This is a genomic window from Corynebacterium freiburgense, from assembly GCF_030408815.1.
GTDB classification, from domain to species: domain Bacteria; phylum Actinomycetota; class Actinomycetes; order Mycobacteriales; family Mycobacteriaceae; genus Corynebacterium; species Corynebacterium freiburgense.
Genome location: NZ_CP047355.1, coordinates 23044 through 35599, shown reverse-complemented (window position 1 = coordinate 35599; position 12556 = coordinate 23044). Strand labels below are relative to the sequence as shown.

The window sequence follows — 12556 nt, the reverse complement described above, 5'->3', positions numbered from 1 at the left end:
CTGTGTTTTAGAGCTAACTGTCTTCTAGCAGTGTTTTCCACATAAGATGGTACTTCTCCCGCAGCCTTGTGCGCATTGAAACAGGCAATTCATCGAGTCGCGCCGGAGAAGAATTGTCAATTAAATCCGCGATTTTTACCGCACGAGCAATGCGATGGCTGCGGAGTCCCAATATGTAGTCCTCAACTGACACATCGGCGTGATGTGTCATAAGCTCTACAACTTCAATAACTGATGCTGGAACCCCTTCTTCACGTAAATCAGCACTGGTCACGTTAGTATCTTCAAGCACATCGTGAAGCCATGCCGCTGCGACAGCTTCCGGATCAGGCACAATGCCAGAAACAATCCTGGCAACCCGCTCAGGGTGCAAAATATAAGGTTGCCCTGATTTATCAACCTGCCCAGCGTGAGCTGTACGTGCGATCCGCTCAGCGATTGCTACCCAAGAAATCATCCCGCTACCAATCGAGTAAGTAGGCGAACGACTCGCAGCGGCGAACATTTAGCCGAGTAGTAAAGCAATTTGTCCAAGTTTGATACACCATAGTGTACTTTTCCCCGCGCCCAACGGTTACGAGGATGCACTGCCTCCCACAAAACCTTGGCAACTTCCTCAGGAGTAATGCGAACACCAAGGCGACGTGTTGATTTTGCCTTAACATCGGCCAGTTTCGTTTTTGTCCAAAGCGGGCAAATGTCGATAACACGAATGCCATCACGTGACCATTCAAGATTTAAGGCTTCCGTTAAACCCGAAACATAGAATTTCGAGGCCGAATACACGGCAATCCCCGGTTGCCCATAGATTGCAGAGGCAGAGCCCATATTTACCAGTGTTGACCCCTTGCGCAAATAGCGCCTTGCCGCCCGCGCACCTAATGTAACACCGGTGCAATTTACATCGACTTGTTTCCGAATTTGCTCGGGCGAAAGCGTTTGTAGATTTCCGTCTGCAATTATGCCAGCGTTATTATCCAAAACATCGATATGCCCACCTGTGTGGCGTACAAAGTCACCAAGTGCTTGATCCCATGAGGTCGGATCGGTGACATCTAAGTATCCAGTCACTAAACGTTTGTGTTGGTATTCGATTGGCGCAATATCGTATGCCCCAACCATCCAGCCAGCGGATAGGAACCTTTCCGCTACTGCACGTCCTATACCAGCAGCCGCCCCAGAAATAAAAATCGATCGCATAGGCCCCAGTCTAGGTTGAACAAGTGTTTCAGCGCAGTATTTCCTAGCCTCCGAGCAAGGAATATCAGTACGCTGGTAAAGCATGACAAACACACTAAGTTCGATTGTTGTTACTGATCCGCGTACCGGAAAAACCTACGGTGAAGTCCCCGCCCACTCGGCTGAAGATACTCAAGAGGCGTTTCGCGTAGCTCGTAAAGCACAAGCAGCGTGGGTTACCACCCCACTCCTAGAACGTAAACGAATTTTTCTTCGATTCCATGACTTAGTGCTCGAACGCCAAGACGAAATCCTTGATGTTATCCAAGCGGAAACCGGCAAAAATCGGGCCAGTGCCTTTGATGAAATCCTTGATGTAGCGATTACTGCGCGGCATTACGCCAGGCGGCTACCAAAACTTTTAAAACCTCGCCGAGTAAAAGGGGCACTGCCAATATTGACTCGCACCGTTGTCGACCATAGTCCAAAAGGTGTCGTCGGGATTATTTCCCCTTGGAATTATCCATTGACACTTACTATTTCTGATGCAATTCCTGCTCTCCTCGCAGGCAATGCAGTAGTGATTAAACCTGATTCAAAGACACCATTCACCGCACTACTTGGCGCAAAATTACTGGTAGAGGCAGGACTGCCACAAGATCTATTCCAGGTAATTACAGGAAGCGGAAGTGTAGTTGGGCAAGAAATAGCACAATGTGCGGACTATTTAATGTTTACTGGTTCCACCGCAACTGGCCGGAAGCTCGCAAAAATCGCTGGAGAGCGTTTAATTAGTTTCTCCGCAGAATTAGGCGGTAAAAATCCATTGATTATCGCCCCTGATGCCGATCTTGATCAAGCCGTGCCTGCTGCTATCCAGGCGTGTTTCTCAAATACTGGCCAATTGTGCATATCAATCGAACGTATCTACATTCACAAGGATATTGCCAAGGAATTTACCGAACGTTTTATTGAAGCCACAGAAACCTTGCGCATCGGTGGTGGCGGCTGGCTCGAAGATATTGGATCAATGATCTCTCCAGCTCAAGTAGATCATGTCATTGAATTCATTGACGACGCCCTCGTACGCGGCGCTCGCCTGCTTACAGGAGGAACTCGGCGCTCTGACCTTGGCGAAGCCTATCTCACCCCAACCATTCTGACGGATGTACCAGAAGAGGCACGGTTGTACCGAGAGGAAGTATTTGGCCCAGTTGTATTCCTTGAGGAAGTCCAAACAATTGAAGAAGCAATCCAGAAGGCAAACGATACGGAGTACGGCTTAAATGCCGCGGTCTTTGCCGCCCCACACACTGGTTGGAATGTGGCACTGCAACTACATGCCGGCACCGTTAATATCAATGAGGGCTTCGCCGCAGCATTCGGAAGTATGAACGCTCCTATGGGTGGCTGGAAAGCCTCGGGTGTGGGGCGTCGACACGCGGACGAAGGGCTACTTAAATACACCGAACCGCGCACCATCGCCGAACAGCGCTTTATCCCAATCAGCGGTCCCATAACAATGTCTCGCCCAAGTTATGCACACACCATGACCACCGCACTGAAACTAGGTAAATGGGTCCTTTAAACGCTCCAACAATTTTATGGTTACGGCGGGATCTCCGCGTATTCGACCACCCCGGCTTCGAAGCTGTCTTGCAATCTCCAAATCCCCGCATCATATACAGTAACGACGCCCCGGCCTCTCCATTCCAGCGCCGGTTCCTGCACGAAACCCTCCAGGAACTGGCACGTAATATACGAGACTTCGGGTTAGAGCTGGAGTACAAAACACCCGCTGAAATCATTAAGGAACACCCCGAACGCGTGGTTGTCACCGCCGACTACTCTCCCAAAGGACTTCTTCGAGACAAACAAATCGCCGACGCCCTGGGCCCCAATATCATGCAAGCCGTGGACTGCAATTACGCTGTACAACCTGGGTTCCTAAAAACCAGCACAGGAGGACACTACAAAGTATTCACGCCCTTCTATCGCGCATGGTCAGAATGCGGGTGGGAACACCCCAACCTCAGAAACGCTAAAGGCAAAGCCTGGGAACACTGGCAAGAATGCCTGGAAGACGGCCTTAACGGCTACGCCACCCAACGCGACCGCCCCGATATAAAAGGCACGTCGCAAATATCCCACTACCTTAGCCTCGGGGCCCTCCATCCACGCAGCCTCCTGGAAACCCTCCAACAAAGCGACCACATTCCTAACGAAGACCGCACAGCCTTCGCCCGTGAACTCGCATTCCGCGAATTCTACGCCGACTTCGTATACCACCGGCCGGAAAGCCTTACCAAAGACGTGAACCCAAAATTCGCGCAATTCAAATGGAATGACATATCGGATGACTTCCAGCTTTGGAAAACTGGCCACACAGGATACCCGATAATCGACGCTGGAATGCGCCAACTCAATACCACAGGATGGATGCATAACCGCGTACGAATGCTTGTAGCCAGCTTCCTTACCAAAGATCTACTTTTGCCTTGGCAACTCGGAGCAGAGTACTTCCGAGACACCCTTATCGACTACGACGAAACCATTAATCAACACTCCTGGCAATGGTGCGCTGGCACCGGAACCGACGCCTCCCCTTACTTCCGAATCTTTAACCCCCAAACCCAAGGAAAACGCTACGACCCCGACGCAATATATATTAGAAAATGGGTACCAGAGCTAGCAGAAACCCCAGCAGACAATATCCATAAACTACGAGACCTCCCCGAAACGTATCCAAAACCCATTGTCGACCATGCCGAAGCACGGCTCGAAGCATTGGCCCGCTACCAGGCACTTTAACCTTTTAAATACAAGGCTAAAACATCAAGGTTTTTCCCACGCTAGTTTTATTGCGCGGTGAGTGCCCCAGCAATATAAGCAGCTTGGCCAACATGCTGAGCTGCATCATCAACGAGAGACACCAGGCGAGTAGAACGAGTAACCGGGAAATCCCAAGAATGATCGACGACCTCTTCCCATGCTTCTTCTTCAAGATCGTCAGCATACAAGGTACAAGCATTAAGCGCCGCTTCTAAATAATCAACGAGAAGATCTTGTCGATCCACGATTATTCGAGCAGCTTCGAAACGCGAATGTCCGTACCCCATAGAATCGCCGAGGGGCCCGAGACCAAAACGCTCTCGGAACCCCTCGGCAGTCCAAATCTGTTCTTTACCACTGAGCTCGCTTAGCTGCATATCAACTTCACGTCCAGCGTGCCACAATAACCACGCAATACTATTTGGGTGTTGAGCCAAATGAGAATTCAGTTGTTGATAACTCAGTTCAGGTATTTTTCTCGCCGCTGAAGCGGGCCGGAGGGCAAAATCACGGAATAAATCTTGAAGTCTCATACCCTCCGTTTTAGCCGAATGTTAGCGAATACATGCGAACACCGGGCTCGACTTCAATCGAAAGCACTCCCTCTTGAGCGTCCTTCATTTTCACAATATCGACTGTGCCAGGGGTTTTAGGAACTTCAAAAGTCTCCTTTGAGCCATCAGGACGCGTGACGTGAATTTTGCCATTTCCGGATGCGACCACCTGTACGAGGGCCGCCCGGTAGTTTAGCGTTAGTTTCGCGCTCTTATTTTTAGGTTCGATAGCATCATCTGAAAGATTCCATTCTCCGGAAAGATGGTACGCAAAGCGATCTGGATCTGAATCTGATTCCTTAAAATCATGGACACCATTTGTGTAGCCTTGATTCTCATAGAAACGCGCACGTTTCGTTCCGAGGTATGTTTCTGGATTCCGATCCAAAGTCACAGCATCAGGTGTTCCATCTTCTACAGGATTAGGTAGTTGGACGTTTGGATTTGCCTTAGTAAGTAACTCTCGAACGAGTTTTTCTGTTTCCGCATAGGCCCCCTCACCTTCGTGGATTTGGCGCACTTTTCCTTCAGCATCCACGAGATAATGTGCTGGCCAGTAGCGGTTATTGTACTTCTTCCACGTGATGAACTCATTATCTTGAGCCACTGGATAGTTGATCCCTTGATCCTGAGTAGCTGATTTCACGTTGCCGAGCTCTCGTTCGAAACCATATTCGGGTGCATGAATACCTACGACCTGAAGACCGGCATCCCGATAAGTGTCATACAGCTTCGTAATGTGTTGATTGGCCCTTTGGCAGTTAATGCAGGCATAGGCCCAGAAATCTACCAATGTAACCTGACCATTCTTCACTTTCACTGGTTCATCTGTGTTAAACCAGCCTTCAAGCCCCTCAAATTCTGGTGCATCGCCACAATCATGAAGTTCATCTGCGCCTGCTGTGCGGCAAAACTCAAGGGTGCCTTCTTCTCCGCCCGCAGCACCTGTAAGAACCTCTTGCACTCTACGATTCTCACTCAAAGAACGCTGGACTCCAGATGTCCAGTCCGGAAGTGCGCGTTGTACAGCTGCTGGAGCGTCAAACACGAGCGCAATAGCTAAGACGATAATTACAGCTCCGGCGATTCGATGAACGAATGCATTTTGCATTGCACCAATACGATTGCCTGCTGCAGCGAATACAAGTAGTGGTGCCGATGCACCAATTGCAAACGCCACCGTCAGGACCACGGTTGACCAACCAATTTCACCCGTAGCACCCGCAACGGTAACCGCAGCCAACACTGGGCCGGCACAAGGTACATAGACAGCACCCAGTGCCAAACCTATAAGAAAACCACCTTTGCCCTGCGCCTTAGTTTGTAAAAATGTTGGCCTTGGCAAATGCTGGAACGGAGCTTCTATTAGACGACCAAAAGCCGGAACAATCATTCCGAGCCCTACTAGTATCAGAAGAATAATCCCCGCCCACCGCAGTGTTGATTGCGGCAAACCAATCGCATTAAGAACCAACGTTCCAACTAAGGTAATAGCGGCGAAACTCAGTGCAATGCCGGCGACAACCGCAACTGGCTTCCGTCCATTACCTGCAGTAACAGCAAGAACTACGGGAAGCACCGGTAAAATACACGGCGAAATGCCAGTCACCAAGCCCCCAATAAGACCTATCACCGCTAATTCAAACACCTTCAAATCCTTTCGATCAGAGGATGCCACCAAAGTGCGGAACAATAGCTCCAGTTCAAAAGGGACCCAAGAAAACAACCGAAACCATCTGTAAGTTATCTTCCCACCTTGGTGGCATCTATTCCCTACTACGGACCAAACACAAAGACCGGATTGCAAAACGCAAGAAAACTTCCGGAAAATTTTTGACATGCCTGGTGAGAGGCATTTTGAAGCCAAGACTTTGCCACAAGCATGAAAGAAGTAGCCGCAAACACTGAAGAAGTAGCCGCAAGCTGAAAGGATCCCCGATAGTTGGTTCTTTGATAAATCATTCCTGGCGTTTTAGCCAAGCTTGCTTGCTTTTGGGGAAACAACCTGTACTCGAATCTTTGCGAGCGTTTGACGTGTTTCAGGTAAAGCACCTCAGATGTATAGAAGCACCTCCTTTTTCATTATGAAACTATGCAGATGTTACAAAAAGGGCAAGTTTTTTAAAAACCCCTCCATTTTGTAGCAGAAGCCCCCCTAAAACCCCAGGCCAGATTTGCGGGCGTGATACTAAAGTGGCAAGTTTTTTAAAAACTTGCCCTTTTTGTATCATCTGTAACCCAGGACACAATACGGCCACCCGTTCCTAGAGCTAAAAAGCAAGAAGGAGCACCTACAAATCGAGTATCATCGCCAACCCATCTCGATCACCCCCAATAGATACCCCCGAAAAATAACACATCCAATCTAAAACAACGCCCTTCTCCGCAGTACTCGATGAACAGCAATTCACTGCCACCTAGCTCAAAAACGGTGGTCTATTTCATAGGAGTTCAGAATGCGAAAACTCACTCGTACATCAATCATTGCCGGAACAATCGCACTATCAGCACTTGGTCTCGCGGCGTGTGGTGAAACCACAAAAGAATCAACAATGCCTTCCACTTCAACGAGTTCAACAGACAAGATGGAGAAGTCCGACGACAAGATGGAGAAGGATTCCATGGAGAAGATGGAGAAGTCCGACGACAAGATGGAGAAGTCCGACGACAAGATGGAGAAGGATTCCATGGAGAAGATGGAGAAGTCCGACGACAAAATGGAGAAAGACTCCACAGACAAAATGGAAAAGGACTCCAAGTAGTTCTGCCGTTTAGCCTCTATATTTATAAAACCTCTAATGCATGCGCTAGTCTCAGCGTCTATGGAGTCTACTCAACCTGTCGATTGCGAAGTGTTGCTGGTTCGCTCGGCTGCAGGTGATAAGGAGGCGTTTGCCTCTTTGTATGATGCGCTTGCTCCACATGCTTTGGGCATGTGTTTGCAGGTTTTGCGGGACCGTGCTCAGGCGGAGGAGGTTGTGCAAGAGGTTTTTATTGAGGTGTGGCGTCGAGCTGCGGAGTTTGATGCCAAGTTGGGTAGTGCTCGTTCTTGGGTGTTACGGCTATCGCGGTTACGGGCTATTGATAGGCTTCGATCGTATCGTGCAGCTCAGGGGCGTGACGAGCGTGATTTCCAGTTGCAATGTGCTACGTGGTTCGCCTCTGTTGAGGATCAGGCTGTTGCGTCGATCGAAGCTTCTGCTGTGCGCCGCGCTGTAGATAGTATTGGTGAACCGCATCGCACTGCTGTTATGTTGGCATATTTTCGTGGTTTGACGCACCAAGAACTTGCGGATGCTTTAGGCATTCCACTTGGAACCGCTAAGACCAGAGTTCGTGATGGATTGCGTAAGCTGCGCGCGGTCGTTGAGAAGAAAGGAGTTGCGCCGTGAGCAATGCTTTTGATGAGGCCCGCGCTCAGGACCCAGATTTGGCTGACATCGATGAAGTGCTTTTCGACGCCGTGGTGCCGGTCGCACCGTCGCCAGCTTTGCGCAGTGAAATACTCGCCAAAATTTCCAATGAACCGCAAGTTAGTTCGCTTGATCAACGCCGCACGTCAAAATCCTCAAACATAGGTATGTTTGTTGCCGCTGCGGCCGCGATTGTCGTGTTAGCCGGAGCTGGAGTGTGGATCTCTAATTCCTTGAATGGCCTGCCTGAGCAAACCCTGGCTTCCTCGTCAACCACAAGCATGCCGAACATTTTGAGTGAAGTCATGGCAGCCTCCGATGCACGAAGTGGAAGCGGTGAGGCGATGGGCGCTCAATTCGAGGTGGCCATTTCCGAACAAATGGGTAAAGGCGGGTTGATGGTGAATGGTGCGCCGAAGTTAGACCAAGGAATGGGTGCACAAGTTTGGGCGGTTATGCCCGACGGGCAAATGGAATCAGCAGGAATAATAGACCAATCCCCCCACACTGACGTTTGGATGCCACTACCTGCCAAAACCATGCGTGTACTTATTACCAAAGAACCGATGAATGGGAGTAAAACACCTCAAGGCGAACTTTTAGAGGAAGTCACATTGGTATAAAACTCGGCTTCGTTCAGTATGGTTTATGGCGTGGACTACATTTCAACGCGCGATGCATCTCAGACCCCCGCAAGCTTTTCCGATATTCTACTCGGCGGATTGGCTCCAGACGGGGGTCTTTACCTACCCAGCCACTATCCACAAGTAGACGATGCAACTCTTACGGAGTGGCGCTCAATCCTTAACTCACAGGGTTATGCTGCCTTAGCCGCACAGGTACTGAAGCTTTTTATCTCAGATATCCCCCCATCAGACATAGAACGAATTTGCGCACGAGCGTACACTTATCCGAAGTTTTCGGAGCCAGAAATTGTGCCAGTCACCGAACTTGAGCCCGGCATGTACATCGGCCATCTTTCTATGGGGCCTACTGCAGCTTTTAAAGATATGGCCATGCAATTACTCGGTGAACTTTTTGAGTACGAGCTTGCACGTCGCGGTGAAACCCTAAATATCCTCGGCGCAACGTCTGGTGACACTGGTTCCGCAGCCGAATACGCAATGCGTGGCCGACCAGGTATCTCGGTTTTTATGCTCACACCAGCTGGGCGTATGACACCCTTCCAACAAGCTCAAATGTTCGGCCTCCAAGATGACAATATCCACAATATTGCCCTCGATGGAGTATTCGACGACTGCCAAGATGTAGTGAAAGCAGTTTCCGCCGACTTAGAGTTTAAGCAGTCCCACTTCATTGGTGCAGTAAACTCCATTAACTGGGCACGCCTTGTAGCCCAGGTAGTTTATTATATTTCCTGCTGGATTCGTACCACAGACACAAATGACCAACGTGTGAGTTTTTCTGTACCCACCGGTAATTTTGGTGATATTTGTGCTGGCCACATTGCCAAATCAATGGGAATCCCGATTGATCGACTTATAGTGGCAACTAATGAAAATGATGTGCTCGACGAGTTTTTCCGCACCGGCACCTACCGCGTCCGAAACAGTGCTGAAACACTTGAAACTTCCAGTCCATCCATGGATATTTCTCGCGCATCGAATTTCGAACGCTTTATCTTTGATCTCCTTGGTCGCGACGCCACCCGCATCACAGAACTCTTTGGCGAAAAAGTAAAGACTGGCGGTTTTACGCTTGTCGACGACCCCGCATTTTCAGAAGCTGCCGCAAGTTATGGTTTCCTTTCTGGACGTTCAACCCATGCTAATCGTGTAGCAACCATCCATGATTGCTATAAGCGCCTTGGAGTCTTAGTAGACCCCCACACTGCCGACGGCATCTATGTAGCCAGGGAACTCCGCAATAAAATCCAGACTCCGATTGTCTGTTTGGAAACAGCACTACCCGTGAAGTTCTCTGAAACCATCCTTGAAGCAATAGGCGAAGAGCCCGAAATGCCCGAGCGTTTTAAAGACATTATGAACGCTCCAAGGCGCGTTAAACCACTACCAAACAATGTTGACTTGGTGAAAGAATTTATTCACAACAACGTCTAGTAACTGGTCTAGTATTGGCAAAACGCGACATAAGGATCTAATCCTCTGTCGCGTTTTCTTATTTAACGACCCTGTCAAGGGTAAAACCAATTTCTAACCTTGGCTTATTTCACCCGTATCTTTTATGCGCCTGCGCATTCGTCCCAGTGGTCTTCGTGCTTGTGATGGAGGTGCCCATCGTGGACGTAGTCGACGTGATCGCCGTGCGGAATTGCTACGTGGCCGCAACCTTCGCCGTGTTCGTGGTCATGATTTTCGTGAATGTGGTGTCCTTCAGAAACGCATTCGTCCCAGTGGTCTTCGTGCTTGTGATGGAGGTGCCCATCGTGGACGTAGTCGACGTGATCGCCGTGCGGAATTGCTACGTGGCCGCAACCTTCGCCGTGTTCGTGGTCATGATGCTCATGAATCTTGTGTGCCATGGTGACGGTTTTCCTTTCGGGTTTAACCTTTTTCGGCTTATTTTGGAGCGTTTCTTTCTCGTTCCAATAAGGCACTGTAGTTGAAAACACTACTGAAAATCAAGCCTTTTACCAGCAATTTTATCGGCGCTTATTGAAAATAAAACCGGTTTCAATAGTTACGTTTTGTAGATGCCTTGGTGCACACCGCAGCAAGGGTGAACCACTTAGCTACTGCGAATATATTCCCATCATTCAAGTATTTAATCCGGCAGTAGACTGTCATCCACAATGCTAGACAGACAAAAAGAAAAGCCTACTAAATTAATCAGAGAACTCGTTGCAAACCTAGGAATAAGACCTTTAGTCGCCAAGCACCCCCAAAATTGCAATGAATATCACGTATTTTTCAAGGTGTGACCTAGCTATCCTTATAGGAGTTATATTTTCCAATAAATTCAGTTACAGATCACAAAGGGTAGCAGACTACAGATTTTTTATTACTCACATACTTTTTAGGCAACTTTTTCCTGTGTAAGAGAACTTTCAGTCCCGCCCAGCTGTAAACAAAAGAAAACCGTAAACCTCATGGTTCACGGTTTTGATTTGTGGGCGAAGGGGGACTTGAACCCCCACGTCCCGAAGGACACTGGCACCTGAAGCCAGCGCGTCTGCCATTCCGCCACTCGCCCGAGTGGATTTTGGTGTCGCTGTGGACCTCAAAACAGTACCATATTTTGCTTATCTTGCGTCAAATCCCCAGGCCACATAGCCTTTTCTTAAAATCCCCCCAAAACCCCTGCATACCCGCCTCTTCAATCCTCTTGCCTAAAACACATATACTGGTCGCATTGACCTTGTCATTCAACTACTCATCGATACTGATAGAAAGGTGGCCTGAACGTGTCCGTAATGGGCCGAATTGCCAAGCTGGACAGTGCTCTTCAGCGTGGCTTGGACAACGGTTTCGCTTTCGTGTTTGGAGGCAAGGTTGTCCCTGCTGAGCTGGAGGAACTGCTCAAACAAGAAGCAGAAGACAATATTGCCCAAGCCAACGGCGGTGGCATCCTTTCCCCGAACTTATTTGAAGTCTCAGTAAGTACCAAGGATTTCCTCAATCTTTCCTCAAATCACCCGTCACTCCCGGCTGATTTCGCTGATCGTATGGGGAGGTTTGCCCGCAATAAAGGTTGGTCGTTGGCTGGTCCCGTTGTGGTATTTGTCATGCTCGATGGCGGTTTGCGCACGGGCCAGTTAAAGGCACGATCCACCTCAAATCCGAACCCAGGTTTTTCAAGCGGGTTTGCGGGCCAAGATTCTGATCAGGGTCCCGTTTCATATGGCTCGCAGTATGAGCCACAACCTTATGCTGATTCCGGAACTTCTCATACTGGAACGCCAAGTAATGGGTCCGGTGGTTACCAACCTCAGCCTGAGACTTTCTTACAGCCTGCTCAACATCCAAATCAGCAGCCGATGCATCAGCCTTCTATGGACTCTTCCTCTTATTCGCAAGAGCCACCTCGCTTCCAAACTGAGCCTCCGGCCTTCCAGCCTGAACCCCCAAGTTTTCCGCAGGAACCTGCTCCTCAGGCTGATATACACCAACCTGGTCATCAACAACCGATGCATCAACCTCCGGCATCACAAGGCTCAGGGCAGTCTGTTGCTCCTCCAATGCATCAACCTTCTATGCACCAGCCGATGCCGCCAATGCACCAGCCTCACCCCCCACATCTGGCACAAGAAGAGCCTGCAACTGAGATCGTTCCCGCCCCACACCTGCAGAATTACCCGACTGTTTTATTAGTTCTTCAAGATGGTTCTAACCGTTCCTACCAAGTTCAGGAAGGTTCGAATATTATCGGGCGCGGTGTAGACGCGGACCTGCGTCTCCCGGATACTGGTGTCTCCCGCCAGCATGCTGAGGTTACCTGGGATGGTCGCGACGCTGTATTGGTTGATTTGCAGTCAACCAATGGCACAACGGTGAATAACATGCCAGTGGAAAACTGGCTGTTGGCTGATGGCGACGTAATCGCTGTGGGCCACTCGTATATTGAAGTTCGTATCAGCGGCTAATTCATTTTTAAACA

The 12556-nt window shown here is 49.4% G+C and carries 12 protein-coding genes and 1 tRNA gene; 7 read left to right on the top strand and 6 right to left on the bottom strand.

All coding sequences use genetic code 11. The features are described from left to right. Window positions 1-13 precede the first annotated feature (13 nt). Together CFREI_RS00175 and CFREI_RS00170 are read right to left on the bottom strand one after the other, a co-directional pair. The gene (locus CFREI_RS00175) at window positions 14-457 is read right to left on the bottom strand and encodes an HD domain-containing protein (RefSeq protein WP_027011566.1); all 444 of its coding nucleotides are present in this window, start codon (window positions 455-457) and stop codon (window positions 14-16) included. After that, window positions 454-1200: an SDR family oxidoreductase gene (locus CFREI_RS00170; RefSeq protein ID WP_027011565.1), complete on the bottom strand. Its 747-nt coding sequence runs from the start codon at window positions 1198-1200 to the stop codon at window positions 454-456. Before CFREI_RS00170 ends, CFREI_RS00175 begins: the two co-directional genes overlap by 4 nt. Window positions 1201-1282: 82 nt before the next feature. Between CFREI_RS00170 and CFREI_RS00165 the strand changes: the two genes are divergently transcribed. Both CFREI_RS00165 and CFREI_RS00160 read left to right on the top strand, forming a co-directional pair. After that, window positions 1283-2767: a succinic semialdehyde dehydrogenase gene (locus CFREI_RS00165; RefSeq protein ID WP_027011564.1), complete on the top strand. Its 1485-nt coding sequence runs from the start codon at window positions 1283-1285 to the stop codon at window positions 2765-2767. Beyond that, a complete protein-coding gene (locus CFREI_RS00160; RefSeq protein ID WP_027011563.1) occupies window positions 2755-3990 on the top strand; it encodes a cryptochrome/photolyase family protein in 1236 nt (411 codons plus the stop codon). The genes CFREI_RS00165 and CFREI_RS00160 overlap by 13 nt, the downstream gene beginning before the upstream one ends. Window positions 3991-4037: 47 nt before the next feature. On the opposite strand, the gene CFREI_RS00155 is transcribed toward CFREI_RS00160, so the two are convergent. Beyond that, a complete protein-coding gene (locus CFREI_RS00155) occupies window positions 4038-4544 on the bottom strand; it encodes a mycothiol transferase (protein ID WP_027011562.1) in 507 nt (168 codons plus the stop codon). Between the two features lie 10 nt (window positions 4545-4554). Next, window positions 4555-6213, bottom strand: a complete 1659-nt coding sequence (locus CFREI_RS00150; protein WP_027011561.1) for a redoxin domain-containing protein — start codon at window positions 6211-6213, stop codon at window positions 4555-4557. Between the two features lie 808 nt (window positions 6214-7021). On the opposite strand from CFREI_RS00150, the gene CFREI_RS00145 reads away from it, so the two are divergent. From CFREI_RS00145 to thrC, 4 genes are read left to right on the top strand one after another with little or no spacing between them, the layout of a single operon-like run. After that, window positions 7022-7327 carry a pentapeptide MXKDX repeat protein gene (locus CFREI_RS00145; protein ID WP_156907675.1) on the top strand — a complete coding sequence of 102 codons (306 nt, stop codon included), beginning with the start codon at window positions 7022-7024 and terminating at the stop codon, window positions 7325-7327. 60 nt (window positions 7328-7387) lie between these two features. Beyond that, a complete protein-coding gene (locus tag CFREI_RS00140) occupies window positions 7388-7957 on the top strand; it encodes a sigma-70 family RNA polymerase sigma factor (RefSeq protein WP_027011559.1) in 570 nt (189 codons plus the stop codon). After that, window positions 7954-8601 (top strand): anti-sigma factor, encoded by a 648-nt coding sequence (locus tag CFREI_RS00135; RefSeq protein ID WP_051255751.1) that lies wholly within the window; start codon window positions 7954-7956, stop codon window positions 8599-8601. The genes CFREI_RS00140 and CFREI_RS00135 overlap by 4 nt, the downstream gene beginning before the upstream one ends. Window positions 8602-8631: 30 nt before the next feature. Continuing rightward, window positions 8632-10059, top strand: a complete 1428-nt coding sequence (thrC, locus tag CFREI_RS00130) for a threonine synthase (RefSeq protein WP_027011557.1) — start codon at window positions 8632-8634, stop codon at window positions 10057-10059. 122 nt (window positions 10060-10181) lie between these two features. On the opposite strand, the gene CFREI_RS00125 is transcribed toward thrC, so the two are convergent. Both CFREI_RS00125 and CFREI_RS00120 read right to left on the bottom strand, forming a co-directional pair. Then, on the bottom strand, window positions 10182-10481 hold the full coding sequence (locus CFREI_RS00125) for a threonine dehydratase (protein ID WP_084170625.1): 300 nt from the start codon (window positions 10479-10481) through the stop codon (window positions 10182-10184). A 588-nt stretch (window positions 10482-11069) separates the two neighbouring features. After that, window positions 11070-11152 (bottom strand) — tRNA-Leu (locus tag CFREI_RS00120). 211 nt (window positions 11153-11363) lie between these two features. Here CFREI_RS00120 and CFREI_RS00115 point away from each other — a divergent pair. Continuing rightward, the gene (locus tag CFREI_RS00115) at window positions 11364-12542 is read left to right on the top strand and encodes an FHA domain-containing protein (RefSeq protein ID WP_027011556.1); all 1179 of its coding nucleotides are present in this window, start codon (window positions 11364-11366) and stop codon (window positions 12540-12542) included. The last annotated feature ends 14 nt before the right edge of the window (window positions 12543-12556 follow it).

Coding starts and splice junctions, on each gene's coding strand:
- CFREI_RS00175 (WP_027011566.1), bottom strand. CDS start 457: ATGATTTCTTGGGTAGCAATCGCTGAGCGGATCGCACGTACAGCTCAC.
- CFREI_RS00170 (WP_027011565.1), bottom strand. CDS start 1,200: ATGCGATCGATTTTTATTTCTGGGGCGGCTGCTGGTATAGGACGTGCA.
- CFREI_RS00165 (WP_027011564.1), top strand. CDS start 1,283: ATGACAAACACACTAAGTTCGATTGTTGTTACTGATCCGCGTACCGGA.
- CFREI_RS00160 (WP_027011563.1), top strand. CDS start 2,755: ATGGGTCCTTTAAACGCTCCAACAATTTTATGGTTACGGCGGGATCTC.
- CFREI_RS00155 (WP_027011562.1), bottom strand. CDS start 4,544: ATGAGACTTCAAGATTTATTCCGTGATTTTGCCCTCCGGCCCGCTTCA.
- CFREI_RS00145 (WP_156907675.1), top strand. CDS start 7,022: ATGCGAAAACTCACTCGTACATCAATCATTGCCGGAACAATCGCACTA.
- CFREI_RS00140 (WP_027011559.1), top strand. CDS start 7,388: ATGGAGTCTACTCAACCTGTCGATTGCGAAGTGTTGCTGGTTCGCTCG.
- CFREI_RS00125 (WP_084170625.1), bottom strand. CDS start 10,481: ATGGCACACAAGATTCATGAGCATCATGACCACGAACACGGCGAAGGT.